Consider the following 17551-nt stretch of genomic DNA (forward strand, 5'->3'; position numbering starts at 1 on the left):
AACACACCGTTCACCGAAGGAGTGGGATGTCCGCGAATGCGCACAGCCGCAAGGCACCAGAAGGTTCACCCAACGTCGTCGTCATCGTTCTCGATGATCTGGGCTTCGGCCAATTCGGCTGCTACGGTTCGGATATCGAGACTCCGAACATCGACAAACTGGCCCAGGGTGGACTGCGCTACAACCGATTTCATGTCACCGCTCTGTGCTCGCCGACGCGTGCCGCCCTCTTGACCGGGCGCAATCACCATGCCGTTGGAATGGGGTTTCTCGCCGATATCCCGACGTCGGATCCCGGCTACACCGCCAAGATTCCGCCGGAAGCGGCAACCGTCCCCCGCATCCTGCGTGACGCTGGGTGGAACACGATGGCCGTCGGCAAGTGGCACCTACTCCCGTCCGGTGAACGCAGCAGCGCCGGACCGTACGATCGGTGGCCGTCGGGACTTGGCTTCGAGAAGTACTACGGTTTCCTGCGCGGCGACGCCAACCACTGGGCTCCCGAGTTGGTCCGCGACAACTCGTACGTAGATCCTCCGAGCGGCCCAGAGGACGGCTATCACCTCACCGAAGATCTTGCAGACGAGGCTATTCGGATGGTGGTCAACCAGCAGGAGTCGGCGCCGGGCAAACCCTTCTTCCTCTATTTCGCCACCGGCGCCATGCATGCGCCGCACCATGTCGAGAGGAAATGGGCGGACGACTACGCCGGTCAATTCGACCTCGGCTGGGATCGATGGCGCCAGAACGTCTTCGAGCGGCAGGTGGCCGAAGGAATCGTCCCCGCCGATACGATACTGACGGAGCGACCGTCGTGGGTTCCGGACTGGGAGCAGCTCACCTCTGACGAGCGGCGCCTGTACTCACGTATGCACGAGGTGTACGCCGGGTTCCTGACACACACCGACGCTCAGATCGGCCGCGTCGTGGACAGTCTCGAGGAATTGGGGATCCTCGACAACACACTGATATTCGTGATGTCAGACAACGGCGCCAGTGCTGAGGGTGGGGTCGCCGGCACATCCAACGAACACCGGTTCACGCACCGCATTCACGACAACATCGAGGAGAGTCTCGATCAACTCGAGGATTGGGGTGGAATTCACGGATACCCGCACTACGCCTGGGGTTGGGCCTGGGCCGGTAACACTCCGTTCCAACTGTGGAAGCGATACACCTGGCTCGGCGGTACTCGTGTCCCGATGATTGCGCACTGGCCCAAGGGCATCAGCTCTGGCGGCGCGGTGCGTGGGCAGTTCGCGCACGTTATCGACGTCTTCCCCACAATCTTGGAAGCCTGCGGCGTCACCGCTCCCGATACAGTCGGAGGCGTCGCACAGCAGTCGGTCGACGGGGCAAGCCTGCTGTCGACGTTCAGCGACGCATCTGCTCCCGACCCGCGGACTGTTCAGTATTTCGAGATGCTCGGTTCACGATCGATCGTGGCGGACGGGTGGAAGGCAACAACCAATCACGTGTCGATGGGTGTGATGGACGAGGAACTGCTGATGGAGGGCAGTCGCGATTTCGACAACGACCGTTGGTCGTTGTTCAACCTGGAATCCGACTTCTCCGAAGCCAACGACGTGGCCGACGAATTCCCCGACGTCGTAGCGAAACTCGAGCAGCTGTGGTTCGCCGAGGCGGAACGGAACAACGTCACACCGATCGCCGACAACCTGCGGGGCCGCACTGCAAGCATTGTGCCGCGGGACTATCCCGTCGGCTCGGACATCACGCTCTATCCGAAGGGCGGTCCGGTCTCGGACGAGGCGATTCCCCGACTTTTTGCAGGCGGGCGTATCACCGCTGACGTCGATGTGGCAGCCGAGAATCCCGAGGGCGTTCTGTTTGCTCTCGGAGATTGGACCGGTGGCTTCGCGGCGTACGTCTGCGACGGGGTCCTTACCGTCACGGTGGCGACACCGGGCGGGGAGATCCTGCTCTCGGCCGATCGGAAACTCACCAGTGGACGTCATCAGCTCGGGTGTGTTCTCAGTCCTGTACCCGAAGGCGGTGCGCGCGTGCAGATTTTCGTCGACGGCAACATTGTCGGGACCGGGCACAGCGATCATTCTCTGCCCCATGCCTGGCAACACGGCGGCACATCGATGACGCTCGGGTACGACCGCGGCCTCCCGGTCAGTAACAGCTACCGTCCGCCTTTCGCGTGGAACGGAGTGCTGCACCAGGTTCGGATCGAGGCCGGTACGCAGATCATTCCGGAGAAGGATGTCATCAGAATCGCGCTCCAGGTCGAGTAGCGGGGCACCGTTCTACCTGTCGGGACACGACATCCCGGCAGGTAGACTCGCGCGCATGGAAGTACAGCAACTCCGCTGCATCGTCGCCGTTGCCGACTACGCCCATTTCACCCGCGCCGCACAGTCTTTGCACCTCACTCAACCGGCACTGTCCAATGCCATCGCGAAGCTCGAGAAGGAACTAGAGCTCAAGATTTTCGTTCGGACCCCGCGCGGGGCGGAAGTGAGCGTGGACGGCGCCAGAGTTGTCGATTCAGCCCGGCGAGTGTTGCACAGTCTCGGCGAATTGAATTCCGTCGTCGACAGCATCAAAGGCGTCACGACGGGTGCATTGCGGATCGCCACACGCCGGACGTTCATGCGTACGACCACCGAGTTGGTGCGCCGCTTTCACGAGAAGTACCCATTGGTCTCCATCGACGTCACGGATCCGATGACCGACGAGGAGGTCTTCGACGCTGTCGATCAAGGCAAGTGCGACGTGGGGTTCTGCCGGATCGGCGGACGTTTACCCGGGCTCGACTTCCAGGTCTTGTACGAGAGCGAACTGGTGGTGCTGAGCGCCGCTACTGCCGACGACTGCCCGCCGAGAGTTCTCAGTTGGCCAGACGTCGCGGAGTTGGAGTTGATCGCACCGTCTGCTGGCAGCCCTGTGCGGGTGGGGTTGGAGCGTATCTTCATCGAACAGTCATTGCAGATGAAGGTCTGCATCGAGAGCGAGAATTTCGAGTCACGCGTGGACATGGCACGAATGGGTTTGGGTTCCACGATTGCAGACCGAGTATCGGTACTCGGCTTGCCGGGGTTTCGAATCGACTCCATCAATCCCCCGATTCCCACGAAGATCGGAGTCATCAACCGAAGTCACTCGGTTCCCCCGACCGTGCACGCATTCAAATCCCTTGCGCGAGAATATTTCACGGACAACTTTCCGCAAGTAGCGCAATTCGAGCTCGGTGCACGGCCGGCGTGACATCAGATCCGAGCCGGAATGTCCCCGTGCTCACCGAGCAGGGGCGGCGGGCCGTACTCGGGTTCGTAACCAGCGACGCGGATCGGACTTCCGACCAGACGGTAGTCCCCCGCGGTCACTATCGCCTCCGGAAGCGCGTCGAGCGCGTCAGGTAGTGAACGCACTGCAGATGCGGGCACTCCTAATGGGCGCAGGCGAGATTCCCAGTTGGCGGCGGTGTCCGTGGCCAGCACTTCGGTAACGGCGCCCAGTACCTCGTCTCTGCGCTCAGCTCGCTCAGCCATCGTCTCGAATCCCACGATGCCGGCTTCGCCGGCAAACGAGCGCCAGAAACCGTCGTGTGTGATGAACAGTGCGAGGTGTCCGTCTGCCGTCGGAAATAGTTGAGCGGGAACATAGTACGAATGCGCGCCTGAAGGGAGTCGACGCGGCTCCACACCGTCGTTGAGGTAGGACGACGCTCGATAGTTGAGCTGCGAGAGCATGACGTCTTGCAACGACACCTCGACCTGTCCGCCGCTACCCGATACGATCTGCGCCAGAAGTCCAAGAGCCGCAGTAAGCCCGGAGGAATTGTCTGCCGAGGAGTATCCGGGAAGTGTCGGCGGACCGGACGGGTCACCGGTCAGCGAAGCTACGCCGGTTGCTGCCTGGATGACGTAGTCGAAGGCAGGATCGTCACCGGCGGCCAGCCCGAATCCGGTGAGTGCAACGCAGACGATTTGTTCGTTCCATTTACGCAGAGCCTCGTAGGTCAGGCCGTACCGGTGGATGGCCGACGGTTTCAGGTTTGCCAGCAGCGCATCGGATTCCTCCACCAATTCGCCGAGTCGCGCCTGCCCGGCCTCTGTCGTGAGGTCGATGCAGATACTCCGCTTGCCGCGATTGAGACTCGCGAAGTAAGAATCGCTGACCTGGCGCGATATGTCTCCGCTCGGCGGTTCGATCTTGATGACGTCGGCTCCGAGATCAGCCAGCATCATGGTGGCGTACGGTCCGGCGAGCATGTGCCCGATCTCGAGGATCCGGATGCCTGCCAGCGGCCCGGAGGTCACCGGAACTCCGCTGCGATCTGTGCGATCACTTCGCGCGTCCGGTATTTGGAGGCGATCAGCTCGTCCCGGTTGTCACCGATGGGGAGTAGTCGCATCGAAAGATCGGTAACCCCGGCGGCCTCGTAGCTGCGGAATCCCTCGAGTATCGCATTCTCGTCACCCACAACGCACAGATCACCAATGTCCTTGGCGCCACCCTTTTCCAAGAGTTTCTGATAGTTCGGCGACACCTCGGCTTCACCGAGGATCCGGTTGGCTCGCTCGCGCGCTTTGTCGACTTCGGACGGACTGCACAGACAGACCGGGATGCCGGCGATGATGCGCGGATCGGGACGGCCGGCGTCGGCTGCTGCCTTGCTGATCCGAGGAACGACGTGATCTTCGATCGCACGCTGGTCTGCCATCCACAGTATGGTTCCGTCTGCGCGCTCGCCGGCGATCTTCAGCATGACTGGTCCGAGAGCGGCAACCAGAACTGGCATCGGAGATACGGGACCGATCTCGAGCGGATTGTGCACCGTGAACGTCGAGTTCTCCACGTCTACCGGACCGGGGCCGTTGAGGGCAGCGGCAAGGACCTCGAGGTAGTCGCGGGTGAGCCCGGCCGGCTTGTCGTAGGGCAAGCCGAGCATGTCCTCGATGATCCAGTGATGCGACGGACCGACACCGAGCGCCAACCGCCCGTCGGTTGCCGCGTGAGCCGAGAGTGCTTGCCGCGCCAGTGCAATCGGATGTTGTGCCTGCAGCGGAACCACGGCTGTGCCGATTTCGATTCTCGACGTCCGCGTGCCCATCAGGGACACAGCCGTCAACGCGTCGAAGTCGCTGGGAACCTGCGGCACCCAGACACTGTCGAGACCGGCGGCCTCTGCCCACTCCACGTCCGCCATCATGCGGGCGACCTTCTTCGCGGAGTCGCCCCGCTCGGGGCCGATCATCACTCCGATGCGCACGGTTCCTCCAGATTTGCTGTTGCCGATGTTTCAGTCAATGCGCGTACTCCGCTGACCAGCTCTTCCAGTGAAGCGCCGGTGGGAAACACTGCCGAGGCACCGGCCTCGAGCAGGCGCGGCACATCCGACTGCGGGATTGTGCCTCCTACAACAACTTTGATATCTCCTGCGTCCGCAGCCCGAAGAGCCTCGACGGTTCGAGATGTGAGCGCGACGTGAGCACCGGAGAGAATACTGAGTCCGACAACAGCCACATCTTCTTGCAGCGCAATGGTGACGATGTCTTCGACCGTCCGCCTGATACCGGTATAGATAACTTCGAATCCGGCGTCGCGCAACGCTCGTGCGACGATCTTGGCACCACGGTCATGGCCGTCGAGGCCTGGCTTTGCGACAAGAACGCGGGCGCTCATCAGAACACCACCGGCTGCTGGAATTCGCCCCATACTGCCTTGAGGGACGAAACCATCTCGCCGACTGTGCAGTACGCGTTGGCGCAGTCGATCAACTTGTGCATCAGATTGTCCGTTCCTTCCGCTGCTCGGGACAGTGCCGTCAGTGACCTCGCCACCTCGTCAGGATCACGGTCCGCTTTGACCCTCGCGAGCCGTTTCAGTTGCAGCTCACGCCCTTCGGCGTTGAGCTCGTAAGTCGAAATCTCCGGCGCGGGTTCCTCGGAGACAAACCGGTTGACACCGACAACCGGCTTTACGCCCGATTCGACGTCCTTGTGGAGTTGGTAGGCCTCATCGGCGATCAGCCCCTGCAGGTAACCGTCCTCGATGGCTCGAACCATGCCGCCGTGCGCCTCGAGATCCGCCATGATCTCGATGAGTCGCTCTTCCGTTGCGTCCGTAAGGGCTTCGACGAAGTAGGACCCACCGAGCGGGTCAGCCACCCGCGTCACGCCGGTCTCGTAAGCGAGGATCTGCTGGGTACGCAGGGCCAGCGTTGCGGACTCTTCACTGGGAAGAGCAAACGGTTCGTCCCAGGCCGCTGTGAACATGGACTGGACGCCGCCGAGTACCGACGCCATGGACTCGTACGCCACACGCACGAGGTTGTTCTGCGCCTGCGGCGCGTACAGCGACGCGCCACCGGCGACACAACCGAAGCGGAACATCGACGCCTTGTCCGTGGTGGCGCCGTAACGCTCCCGGACGATGGTGGCCCAACGACGGCGTCCGGCACGGTATTTGGCGATCTCCTCGAAGAAGTCGCCGTGCGTGTAGAAGAAGAACGAAATCTGCGGCGCAAACTCGTCGATGGTCATGCGTCCACGCTCGACCACTGTGTCGCAGTAGGTGACACCGTCCGCGAGTGTGAAGGCCATCTCCTGGACGGCGGTGGCGCCGGCATCACGGAAGTGCGCTCCGGCCACCGAGATTGCATTGAACCTGGGCACCTCGGCGGCGCAGAACTCGATGGTGTCGGCAATCAACCGCAGCGACGGCTCCGGGGGCCAGATCCACGTACCTCGGGAGGCATATTCCTTCAGGATGTCGTTCTGGATTGTCCCGGTGAGCTTCTCCCGCGGAACACCCTTGCGTTCAGCAGCAGCCACGTAGAACGCCAGCAGAATCGCGGCCGTTCCGTTGATCGTGAAACTGGTGCTGATCTTGTCGAGCGGGATGTCCTCGAACAGCACCTCCGCGTCGGCAAGGGTATCGACGGCTACACCGACGCGCCCGACTTCTTCGGTGACCTCTGGGTCATCGGAGTCGTAGCCGCATTGGGTGGGCAGGTCGAGGGCAACCGAGAGTCCGGTGCCGCCTTGCGCGAGGAGATAGCGATAGCGAGCGTTGGACTCTTCCGCGGTGCCGAACCCGGAGTACTGCCGAAAAGTCCACAAGCGCCCTCGATATCCCGAGGAGAAGTTGCCGCGGGTGAAGGGGTACGCGCCCGGTGCGGGCGGATCGACAGTCCTGTCCTCCGGTCCGTAGACCGGAGCGAGAGGGATGCCGGACGAGGTTTCCGTGAAGTCGTTCATCGTTGAATACGGTACTTGCAAAAAATGAGAATGCCAATACCATTCCAGAGAACGAGAACTTAGGAGAACGATGCCCAGCCAGAACGCACTCACCGATCGCACCTTGGTCATTTCCGGCGGAAGCCGTGGAATCGGCCTTGCCATCGCCACCGCAGCAGCCAAGTACGGAGCGAACGTCGTTCTGCTCGCCAAGACAGGCGAACCACACCCGAGACTTCAGGGAACCGTGCACACAGCCGTCGAAGGCATCCAAGCTGCCGGCGGAAAGGCCGTTGCCGTCGTCGGCGACGTCCGGAAAGAAGAAGACGCCAGGCGCGCTGTCGCCGTCGCGGTCGAGAATTTCGGTGGCGTCGACATCTGCGTCAACAATGCGAGTGCAATAGCCCTCGAAAGCACGGAAAACCTGCCGGCAAAGAAGTACGACCTCATGCAGGAAATCAATTCGCGAGGCACGTTCCTACTTACACAGGCTGCCCTGCCACACCTGCGCGAGTCGGAAAACGCACACATCCTCACCATCGCACCACCGGTGAACATGAACCCGTACTGGCTCGGCGCACACCCCGCATACACGCTCTCGAAGTACGGAATGAGCCTGCTCACCTTGGGCTTTGCGGCAGAATTTGCCGACGCCGGCATCGCCGCGAATTGCTTGTGGCCACAGACGTACATCGCCACTGCAGCGGTCGCCAACATGGCCGACGGCGACAGCCTGCTGTCCTCGTCACGTAGTCCGGAAATCATGGCCGACGCGGCCGTCGAGATCTTCTCCCAGCCGTCCACGAAGACCACCGGCAACTGCTTCATCGACGCCGATGTACTCATCGAGTCGGGAATCACGGACCTGTCGGTCTACGGCGGCGGCGACAATCCGCAGCTTGATCTGTTCCTGGACTGATTCGAACACACTGCAGCGGGTGTATGTGATCGTAGGTAACATACACTCGTTGTGGCCGAAGCACGGCTGCCGACTGCGAGGGGACAGCTGTGTTGGATACGAGGCGTTTGATCACGAGTGCGCGTAACGCGTGGGGTCTGTCCTTCGGCGACGGAGTCGAAGGGCGCCGGCGCACCCCGTCCACCCTGATCTCCGAAGGTCCGCACCGCGATCTGTACCGCTTCGGAGAAATCCAGGGACGACCCGTACTCCTGGTGCCCCCGTTGGCTGTCCCCGCATATTGTTACGATCTCCGGCCCGGCCAGAGTCTCGCTTCCCATCTCGTTCGAGGTGGACATACGCCGTACGCGCTCGACTACGGAACGATGCAATACACAGATCGGCACATGGGATTTGAATCCTGGATCGACGGCATCATCCCCGATGCCATACGTGCGGTCTCCGAATTGCACGACGGCACAGATGTTTCCGTCATCGGATGGAGCCTCGGTGGAACCATGACGCTGTTGACCGCGTCGGCTCACTCCGACCTGCCGATAGCGTCGATCACAGCGATCGGCACCCCGGTCGACTACACCAAAATTCCCACAATCAGCCCACTTCGGCTGATCGGTGGATACACCGGCGATCGCCCACTCACGACGGCCACCGATCTGATCGGCGGGCTTCCCGCTCCCCTGGTGCAAGCTAGTTATCGCGTGACCGCGCCGCAACGGGAACTACTCAAGCCGTGGTTCATAGCCAAGAACCTGCACAACACCGAGACCCTTGCCCGCATGGAATCGATCGACACCTTCATGGCGGACATGCCCGGCTACCCCGGGCGGGCATTCAGGCAGATCTGTAGGCAACTCATCCTGGGAAACGGGTTGTACAAGAACACAATCGTTCTGGGAGGCCGAAGCATCGACCTGTCCGAACTGAATGTGCCGGTACTCGCCATCGGCGGAACATCCGATGTCATCGCACCCGCCGCCTCGGTGGCGGCAATCCGGTCGGTCCTGACCGGATCACCGTCCGTTCGATTCGAGGAGGTGCCGGGAAGCCACCTCGGCATTGTGGCCGGCCCGACGTCAGAGAACTCCACCTGGGCGCACATCGACAGCTTCTTGAAAGACGTTACCCAGCAGATGGTTACGGCTCTCTAGATACACGTTCACTTCGCCATGTCGAGCCAACCCACAAAGCCGGACGGGTCGTGGCGCCCCATGACGGCGTGTTCGAACATGCCCCACCCCTCGGACCCGTTGCAGGTTGCCCGCGCGATGTGGTCAATTGTTCCGTAGGGAAGCTTCGCGACGATCGCCGGATCGGTGAGGTCGTACACCGACGACGAGCTCCAGTTACGGCCGCGCCATTCTCCATGAGTCCAGTCGCTGTCGCCGCCGTAGCCGGCACCGACGTTGAGAGCAACAAATCCGATGGTGTCGATATCGACAACCAGAGCCTCGCCGGCCGGCGTGGTCAGGTGAATACGTGCACTCTCGGGATGCCTGGTTCCGGGTCGGTACGCGATTTCGGTACGCGGCCAACCCAATTGCTCGACTCGTCCGTCCGGGAAGGTCCGCGTCGCGTGGCTCAGAGTGCGGTAGCCGTCGGGGCTTTCCTGCACGATGATCATCAACGCAAAATCGTCGAATCGAAGCGGCACATACGTCCACCAGTGACCGCCGGGGGGCTCGTCGCCCATGCGGCCCGCTGGATCCGGCTCGCCGACGGGTCTGATCCCCCACGAGCGGTCACGACTTCCCGTCCACACTGCCGGATCGACGGCAATATCGGTGCCGTGCACGCTCATCGTGCCGGACCAGCTGCCGACCTGCGCAAAGCGGGTGGCGTCGAGGATCGCTCGCGGACCCGACATCAAAGTGTGGTGTTCCTCGAGAACCGAATCGAAGGCACCCTCCCATGTCATGTCGAAGGAAAGGTCTTCATGTTCGCAGACAACCCGCAAGGTCTGCAGCGGCTTGATCACCTCGACCCGGTACCCACCTACTTCGGTCTTCGTCGACGCACCGTCGTGTGCATCCGAAAATCGCACTGCTACTTGCGTATCACCGGTGCGGACGGTGGCAAATGCGTCGACGACGCCGAGGTTGGGGTACACCCCGAGTCCGGTCACGAGGAAGACGTCCCCGGTGCGGTCGTGGGCGTTGAAGTAGCATCGGTCGTAGAAATTGCGGTCCGTGCTGGCAACGCGCGCCATGGACAGCGGCGCCTGGTGCACCGGGTATTCGTCCAGATCGATCGGCTTCATTTCTTGTCCCATTCGTAGGTTCCATCGATGAGGTCGGCAAGCATGCGGTGATGCAGTACGTATTCGTCGGGATTCTCCGGAGCCTCTATCTCCCCGAAGTGGATTCGACGTCGAGCGATCTGTGACATGACGATTCCGTGCCGCAGCGCCGCGTACACCAGATAGAAGTCGAGGTCACGCACTGCCACACCCGTCGCCTGCTCGTATTGTGCGACTACGTCTTCGCGTCGGAACAGCTTCGGCAGTCCGGGCATGGAGAACTGTTCCGCCAGGTCCTGGAACTGACGGTGGAAGAATATGAACCAACCGAGATCAACTTCGCACGGCGCCGCGGCTGCCGATTCCCAGTCGAGGACCGCGACCGGAGTGGTCCCTTGGAACATGATATTGCCAACCCGAGAGTCACCCCAGCACAGCACATCTGCACTCGGCTCAATCGGCCAGTGGGCTTCGAGCCATTCGAAAGCAGCTTCCAACAGCGGGATTCGTAGTCCGTCGTCGCGGCGGGTCCAGTCGTAGTATGCACGCTCGCCCTCGAAGTGTCGGCGCAAACCTGACATGCCCCTCAGAAAGGGCAGTTCTGCGTCGATGCCGTGAATCCGCGCCAGAATATCGATACTGCTCGACTGGACACGCGCCTGGTCTTCACTGCTCGATTCCAGAAGCCATCCACCAAATACGTAGGGCGGGTTGTCCACCGGGACTGCGCCGGTCACTCGGTCCATGACCAGGAACGAGGTCCCGAGGGCTTCCGACGAGGTCTCGACCCAGCGAACGTGCGGGACGGGCACATCACTTCGCTCGCGTACCGCGGTCAGGACGTCGAACTGATATTGGAGGTCGTACGTGGGGAAAACAGGAAATGCCGAGACCTCAGGTGCCAGTCGCGCCACCAACTGTGCCGACTGCGGGGCTCCTTCCTCGGTCCAGTCCAGATCGAACAGCACTGAGACACTGGACATTCCCGAATGGGCCGGCCTGCTCACGTTGTACACACGCACATCGGTGGCGGCGCCGAGCGTTCCGACAAGCCACTTTTCGAGTTGCGCAGAGACAACCTCGAGGTCGGTCTCCGTTGTGGTGATCGACGCTTCCACGTCGTCCGGCATGCTCGTTGTCACTTCAGGGAGCCTTCCTTCACTTGATTCACGTTCGCGCCGCATCTTCGACTCCGAGAAAATCGCCGGCAGCGTCAAAAGTTCCGTGATTGGGCTAAACTTTCTGTACTGCAGGCCAAATATAGACTTGAGTTTAGTTTTGTGGAAGGTTTTCGGGAGAATTGATGACCGACGAACAGATGCCGCTCTCACGCCGCGAGCGCAACAAGTACGAGACACGCCAGCGACTCCTGAGCGCAGCCCGCACATTGTTTGCCGAAAGGGGTGTAACAGGCACGACGATCGACGACCTCGCCGAGGCAGCCGATGTCTCGCGCGCGACGTTCTTCAATTACTTCCCCAGCAAGGATGCGGTGGTCTCGGCACTACACGACGGCCACATGCAGAAGCTGGGCGTTCTGATCGACGGACTGCTCGAGCGCGAAATGACCACAAATGAACGGATTCGCCTCGTCCTCGAAGACGTCACCGACGCAACGCACAGATTCAGGGAGTACCTCCGCGCCGGCGAACTCGAGCGGGACCCGGCGCGCGAACAGATCAGTCCCGAACGCACCGAACAGTTCCACGATCAAATCCGCCGACTACTCGATCGCGGAATCGTAGACGGCGAAGTGCGCACGGACTTCTCGGCCCATTTTCTCGCTCAGACCGTTGCTGCCGTGTATATCTCATCGGTTCAATACTCGCGGCCACCGGCAGCCGACAACACGGATAACACCGACAGCTTCGACGACGCTCTACGCTTCATCGCCGAAGCACTCGAACCGCGAGAGCTATCTCGTGATTCCGGCGGCGACGGCACTCTTGTGCCAGTCGGGGAATTCGCTCAACAACCGTGAATAGAGCTCGGAGTCGGAAACGGAATCGATGTCGTCGAGTGCAAAGAACCCGGCGTTGTCGACCACTCGCCCGTCCATGTCGTCGAGCTTCTCGAGCACTCCGTACTTGGCCTTGCCGATCCCGACGAACTGCCAGAACGCCGGTAGCGCCGACGCGTCGCGCATCAGCGCCGTAATTTCCCGACGCTCGGTGAATCCTCCGTCGGTGAAGAAGAGGACAAGCGTTGGCGCCGTACCGGAGCGCAAGCCGGAGACGATTTCCGTCATGATCGGAATTTCGCGGTTGGACGCACCGATCGCGTCGTAGTCGAATCCCCCGTGCGATCCGCGCAGGTGGAGGTATTCCTCCGACCAGGATTCGGCGTCGTGCACCGATATCTCCGGAAGTTTGTGGAAGCCAACCGCATACAGGTACGGCTCGAGCTTGCCGTCGTCGTCGAGCTGAATCGCGACGGGAACCATTCGCTCGACGACCCGGTGAACCACCTTCGACCTGTACTGCTTGCTCATGCTGCCGGTTTTGTCGATCACCAGGATCACGCGGGCGCGGATTCCGTTGCCGCCCTTGGTCAACAGCACCTTCGCGACTTCGCGTTTACGAAGGTCGAGCTTCTCGCGCTTGACCATCGACAGCTTGGCTTCGTCGGGAACGCTGCGAATACCGTCCGTCGACGCTTCTGCAGGCTCCTCGTCGACCGAGACCCCGAAAGTGGTCACCAGATCCGCCAATCCCCCGTCCCATCCGGCTGAGACGTTGCGGATCTTCCACGCCTCACCGCGGCGGTAGATCTCGACCAGCACAGCCGCCCGCTCGGTGGTCAACCCCAGCGCAGGGGCAGCGATCCGTTCACCGCCTGCCTGATCGCCCCCTGCCTGATCAACCATGGCCCCCAACTGCGGCACGTCGGCAAGAGCACCGGACACATTGCCGTCGAGCGCGACCGCAACGCTGAGCATCATGATGTCGGCCGGCACGCCGGCGCTGTCGATCTCGACAACTCCTCCGTCGCTCAGGCGTACCGCACCTTCCGGCGAATTCGGCTGATTGAAAAAGATGAAATCCGCGTCGCTGCGGACCTTGTTGTTGCCGTCGAGCTGGAAAACCATCAGGTCGACGCTGCCAGGGGCGGCACCCGTCACCGCCACTCTCAGCGTGTGTCCGTCGACCGTTGTGTTCGCTCCGCGTACCAACTCCATGCGGGAACACTATCGAGATCCGGACCTCTCAGAGCGTTCGGGAATAGATTCCGCCCTCCCAGTGTAATAGTTGAGTAAGCAATACTTGCGTAAGCAAATAAATCGAGGAGCGAGGGCGATGGACCAGGACAAACGGACGCGCGGCCGGGTGTGGCGCAATCTTGTCGTCGCGCACAGCGTCATCCTCGGAAAAATGGAGGCTGACCTGCGCGCAAGCACCGGGCTGACGCTCGGTCAGTACGACGTACTGCTGCGACTGCACGAAGCCCCCGGCAATTCACTGCGTATGGGCGACCTCGCCCAGCAAGTCCTGGTTACCACCAGTGGCGTCACCCGAGTCGCGGATCGACTGGTCAACGCCGGACTGGTGGAGCGAGTGCGCCCCGACGCCGACCGACGGGTCGTCACGGTCTCGATGACGCCCGCAGGCAAGGAAACTCTGCGAGCCGCATCTGCCATTCATTCGCGCGGAATAGCGGAGTACTTCGCCGACCTGGTCGAAGCGGAAGAACTTCCGGTCCTCGATCGCTTCTTCAGCCGCCTCGCGGCTCACCACACCACAACAACTGACACCTGTGATGTCGGCGGCACGCGCGTCCCCATCACCCCCACGACACGATAGAGAGAATCACCATGGCATTCGAACTCGGCATCTACCATTTCGGCGAACTCACGCCCGACCCCGAAACCGGCAAGACGATGAACCCCGGTGTCCACCTTCGACATTTGGTGGAGCAGGCAACCGTTGCCGACCAGGTCGGGTTGGACGTCTTCGGAGTCGGCGAGCATCATCGGACGGACTTCGCGGTCTCGTCGCCCGCTGTGGTGCTCGCCGCGATGGCGCAGGCCACCGACTCCATCAAACTCTCCAGCGCTGTCACCGTACTCAGCTCCGACGATCCGGTCCGCGTCTTCCAGCAGTTCTCGACGCTCGACCTCCTGTCCGAGGGACGAGCGGAGATCATCGCCGGACGCGGGTCGTACACCGAATCGTTCCCACTGTTCGGATACGACCTGTCCCAGTACAACGAGCTTTTTGCCGAAAAGCTCGATCTGCTCCTGAAACTGCGGGACGAGAATCCGATCACGTGGGAGGGACACCTGCGTCCCAGCCTCGTCGACGGTGACGTAACACCTCGGCCTGACCGTCAGATCCCGGTGTGGATCGCTGTCGGCGGCACCCCGGCGTCGGTAGTTCGGGCAGCCAAGCTGGGACTTCCGTTGTCGCTGGCCATCATCGGCGGTAGTTACCAGCAGTTCGAGCCCTTTGTCGACCTGTACCGCCGGGCCGCCGTGGAGTTCGGCCACGACCCGAAGAACCTGAAGGTTTCGATTGCGTCGCCAGGCTTCGTCGACACGTCGAAGCAGGCCGCTCTCGATACGTCGTACCCGTACTTCAAAGCCGGTTGGATGCAGAACCACCACCAGCGTGGCAATGGAGTTCCCATGCCGCGCAGGGCATACGAAGCGCAGGCGACAACAGCCGGAGCCTTCTTCCTCGGTGGTCCGCAAGAGATCATCGACAAGACAATGGCGCAGTACGAACTGTTTCACCACGACCGGATCATGATCCAGATGGGTTTCGGCAACGTTCCCCAGAAGGACATGCTCCGAGCCATCGAGATCCTGGGCACCGAAGTCGCTCCCGTCGTCCGCAAGGAAATCGAATCCCTGACACCAACCGAGAAGTAGGACAACTCATGACAACACCCCTGAAAGTTGTTGCCGTTGTCGGCAGCATGTCCAGGCCGTCGAAAACCCGGGCACTGGTCGACCTCGTCATCGAGACGATGGGAGACGTCGAGCAAGTCGACGCTCGGGTGATCGAGATCGTGGATCTGGTACCCGGCTTGGCCGGCGCACTCGATCGTGACCACGTCGACGCAGCCACCGCCGACGCGCTGAACGCGGTCGAAAACGCAGACATCGTGATTGCGGCGTCGCCTGTGTTCCGCGGTTCGTACACCGGAATGTTCAAGCATTTCTTCGATCTCGTCGATCAATATGCTCTCGCGAACACGCCTGTCATTCTCGCGGCAACCGGCGGAAGTGATCGGCATGCACTGGTTCTCGACCAGGCACTGCGGCCACTCTTTGCGTTCTTCCAAGCATGGACTGCTCCTGTCGGCATCTATCTCAGCGCCGGTGATTTCGACGGGACGACCATCCTCAACCCTGAGGTATTCGAACGTATCGACATGGCCGTCAAGGACGTTCTTCCGGTAGCCAGGTTGCTCGCGGATCACACATCGGTTTCCGCCTAGTTGGGTTACTCCGATGATTCTCGAGCTGAATCGCAGTAGCGTCGAGGAGAACCCTCATGTCAGGAGCCCATCATGACAAGTTCGGAACAACCCCCTCGGTCGCAACCCACCGCTGCGCAACCCACCGCTGCGCAACCCACGTCTGCAGCCTTCCCACGGAACCCCGACCGCCCACCGGTCAATGCCGGGTGGGCGGTGGTGTCCTTGCTCTTCTTCTGGCCGCTGGCCTTCTCGGCTTTCAACCACGCGTTCAACGTGTATCCGTTGTGGGCGGACGGCGACGCGGACGGTTCACGCTACGCATCGGACCGGGTCAAGAGGCTTGGACAGATATCACTCGTGATAGCGGGCGGACTGCTGTTGATCTTCGTCATCCTGTACGCGATCGCGGCAATAGTGTGGTTCGCGCAGACCGGCGACAGCGATTTTCATCGCCGCATGCGCTAGCGCATTACTCGCTGCGTGAACTCGACAGTCTGATCCATAGATGCAATCACGGACTGACTGTGGGGGACTCCCTGGATTTCTTGATACTCGAATTGCGTACCTCTGGAACGTAGATCGACGAGTTGCGCCCAGGTGAACGGAATGGGGAGTGTTGTGTCGGCGGTGGACTGAACGATGCGCAACGGCCGGTCGTAACCGTCGACAGGAACCTGAAGCATCTCTCGCATCAATTCGTAAATGTGTGGCGTCCACAGCGATTGAGAAAAGAGAGCACCCAAGGGAACCCTCTCGCTTGCAACAGTCTTACCGATATCGACCGCACACTGCGTCGCGGCCTTCTCCATCCACGAAATTCCGAGGGGCGAAAGATACTGTCGGACATTCTCTTCCGGGCGCTGATCATCGATCCCGCCGAGAAGGTAGAGGACATAAACCACGAGGCCGGGAATACCCAACTCCGGGAACAACGGGCCACCGAGCGGGAACAACCCCTCAAGGTGAGTAGGTCCGGCAACAACCACTGTGCCCCGGAAATCCAATTCCGGTGCGCGGGAACTTGCTTCATGGCCGGCGAAGTAGGCAGCATGCCCACCTTCCGACAGACCCGCCACCATCCAGCGTTCGTCCAGCACGTCGCCGTACACCTCGTGCGCGGCGCGAACGATGTCGATTGCGTTGGCACCCGCGGCTGGGCCGTCGAGGTAGGCCAGAGCGCCCTCGGTCCCGAGTCCCGAGTAGTCCGTCGCCACAACTGCGTAGCCCTCCGCCAACCATCGCTCGATGGGGCGTCGTTCGGTCTCGTAGAACCCGGCCACCGAAGGCGCGCAGCGATCAGCGCTGCCCACAGTTCCGTGGGCGTACGAGATCACCGGCCACCCACCCGTCGGCGGTGCCCCCTCCGGCAGGAATATCGAACCCGACGAGATTCCTTGCCGATCGGCCGTCCGAAGAGTTCGGTAGACAATCTGTTCGGAAACGGCGGCTCCAATCGGTAGCGTCGCCGCGGCGAGTGGCATATGAGAGACAACCGATCCCGCGATCGGTTCTTCCGCGCGCGCAACTGTCGCATTCAGTGACAGCGCTGTACACACAACCACCAGTGCCGCGCCGACCCTACTCGAACAGCCCATGTTTTCTTTTCTCCACAACAATGCCCATGACGTGTACTCGGACATCCCATCATCTGCCATAACAGCCGTGAATTGTGGAGCTTCGCGGCGCGAGGTTCCGATTTCGATCGCCGGCGCATCGGTCAGTAGGCTGGGTTTCGACCACCTTTTCACCGGGACGGCG

At 61.4% G+C, this 17551-nt stretch carries 17 protein-coding genes; 9 read left to right on the top strand and 8 right to left on the bottom strand.

Translation table 11 applies throughout. From position 1 onward, the window contains the following. The first annotated feature begins 26 nt into the window (after window positions 1-26). Together EEB13_RS09390 and EEB13_RS09395 are read left to right on the top strand one after the other, a co-directional pair. A complete protein-coding gene (locus EEB13_RS09390; RefSeq protein WP_072782747.1) occupies window positions 27-2264 on the top strand; it encodes an arylsulfatase in 2238 nt (745 codons plus the stop codon). Window positions 2265-2319: 55 nt separating this feature from the next. Then, on the top strand, window positions 2320-3237 hold the full coding sequence (locus EEB13_RS09395; RefSeq protein ID WP_033237001.1) for a LysR family transcriptional regulator: 918 nt from the start codon (window positions 2320-2322) through the stop codon (window positions 3235-3237). 2 nt (window positions 3238-3239) lie between these two features. Here EEB13_RS09395 and EEB13_RS09400 read toward each other — a convergent pair whose 3' ends face one another. From EEB13_RS09400 to EEB13_RS09415, 4 genes are read right to left on the bottom strand one after another with little or no spacing between them, the layout of a single operon-like run. Continuing rightward, window positions 3240-4292, bottom strand: coding sequence for a CaiB/BaiF CoA transferase family protein (locus EEB13_RS09400; RefSeq protein ID WP_033237002.1), 1053 nt, complete (start codon window positions 4290-4292; stop codon window positions 3240-3242). Further along, window positions 4289-5245 (bottom strand): LLM class F420-dependent oxidoreductase, encoded by a 957-nt coding sequence (locus EEB13_RS09405; protein WP_033237003.1) that lies wholly within the window; start codon window positions 5243-5245, stop codon window positions 4289-4291. The genes EEB13_RS09400 and EEB13_RS09405 overlap by 4 nt, the downstream gene beginning before the upstream one ends. After that, window positions 5230-5658: a cobalamin B12-binding domain-containing protein gene (locus tag EEB13_RS09410; protein WP_033237028.1), complete on the bottom strand. Its 429-nt coding sequence runs from the start codon at window positions 5656-5658 to the stop codon at window positions 5230-5232. The genes EEB13_RS09405 and EEB13_RS09410 overlap by 16 nt, the downstream gene beginning before the upstream one ends. Then, entirely contained in the window at window positions 5658-7235 is a 1578-nt protein-coding gene (locus EEB13_RS09415) for a methylmalonyl-CoA mutase family protein (RefSeq protein ID WP_033237029.1), read from the bottom strand. Before EEB13_RS09415 ends, EEB13_RS09410 begins: the two co-directional genes overlap by 1 nt. Window positions 7236-7305: 70 nt before the next feature. On the opposite strand from EEB13_RS09415, the gene EEB13_RS09420 reads away from it, so the two are divergent. Both EEB13_RS09420 and EEB13_RS09425 read left to right on the top strand, forming a co-directional pair. Next, the gene (locus tag EEB13_RS09420; RefSeq protein WP_045064808.1) at window positions 7306-8133 is read left to right on the top strand and encodes an SDR family oxidoreductase; all 828 of its coding nucleotides are present in this window, start codon (window positions 7306-7308) and stop codon (window positions 8131-8133) included. Window positions 8134-8222: 89 nt separating this feature from the next. Then, on the top strand, window positions 8223-9281 hold the full coding sequence (locus EEB13_RS09425; RefSeq protein ID WP_033237005.1) for an alpha/beta fold hydrolase: 1059 nt from the start codon (window positions 8223-8225) through the stop codon (window positions 9279-9281). Window positions 9282-9289: 8 nt separating this feature from the next. Here EEB13_RS09425 and EEB13_RS09430 read toward each other — a convergent pair whose 3' ends face one another. Continuing rightward, the gene (locus EEB13_RS09430) at window positions 9290-10402 is read right to left on the bottom strand and encodes a hypothetical protein (protein ID WP_261984483.1); all 1113 of its coding nucleotides are present in this window, start codon (window positions 10400-10402) and stop codon (window positions 9290-9292) included. Then, window positions 10387-11511 (bottom strand): phosphotransferase family protein, encoded by a 1125-nt coding sequence (locus EEB13_RS09435; protein WP_261984484.1) that lies wholly within the window; start codon window positions 11509-11511, stop codon window positions 10387-10389. Before EEB13_RS09435 ends, EEB13_RS09430 begins: the two co-directional genes overlap by 16 nt. Before the next feature lie 161 nt (window positions 11512-11672). Here EEB13_RS09435 and EEB13_RS09440 point away from each other — a divergent pair, with 161 nt between their 5' ends. Continuing rightward, a complete protein-coding gene (locus EEB13_RS09440) occupies window positions 11673-12350 on the top strand; it encodes a TetR/AcrR family transcriptional regulator (protein WP_141485109.1) in 678 nt (225 codons plus the stop codon). Here EEB13_RS09440 and EEB13_RS09445 read toward each other — a convergent pair. Then, window positions 12285-13547, bottom strand: a complete 1263-nt coding sequence (locus EEB13_RS09445) for a vWA domain-containing protein (protein WP_141485110.1) — start codon at window positions 13545-13547, stop codon at window positions 12285-12287. The genes EEB13_RS09440 and EEB13_RS09445 overlap by 66 nt on opposite strands. Window positions 13548-13665: 118 nt before the next feature. Here EEB13_RS09445 and EEB13_RS09450 point away from each other — a divergent pair, with 118 nt between their 5' ends. From EEB13_RS09450 to EEB13_RS09465, 4 genes are all read left to right on the top strand, one after another. Then, a complete protein-coding gene (locus EEB13_RS09450; protein ID WP_141485111.1) occupies window positions 13666-14169 on the top strand; it encodes a MarR family winged helix-turn-helix transcriptional regulator in 504 nt (167 codons plus the stop codon). An 11-nt stretch (window positions 14170-14180) separates the two neighbouring features. Further along, on the top strand, window positions 14181-15239 hold the full coding sequence (locus tag EEB13_RS09455; RefSeq protein ID WP_141485112.1) for an LLM class flavin-dependent oxidoreductase: 1059 nt from the start codon (window positions 14181-14183) through the stop codon (window positions 15237-15239). Between the two features lie 8 nt (window positions 15240-15247). Further along, window positions 15248-15811: an FMN reductase gene (gene msuE, locus EEB13_RS09460; protein WP_045064822.1), complete on the top strand. Its 564-nt coding sequence runs from the start codon at window positions 15248-15250 to the stop codon at window positions 15809-15811. Between the two features lie 72 nt (window positions 15812-15883). Beyond that, window positions 15884-16258: a CD225/dispanin family protein gene (locus EEB13_RS09465; protein ID WP_095887071.1), complete on the top strand. Its 375-nt coding sequence runs from the start codon at window positions 15884-15886 to the stop codon at window positions 16256-16258. Here the strand turns inward: EEB13_RS09465 and EEB13_RS09470 are convergent. After that, a complete protein-coding gene (locus EEB13_RS09470; RefSeq protein WP_141485113.1) occupies window positions 16255-17388 on the bottom strand; it encodes an alpha/beta hydrolase in 1134 nt (377 codons plus the stop codon). The genes EEB13_RS09465 and EEB13_RS09470 overlap by 4 nt on opposite strands. Window positions 17389-17551 lie beyond the last annotated feature (163 nt).

It is taken from the genome of Rhodococcus sp. WS3, assembly GCF_003797085.1.
Lineage (GTDB): Bacteria > Actinomycetota > Actinomycetes > Mycobacteriales > Mycobacteriaceae > Rhodococcus_F > Rhodococcus_F globerula.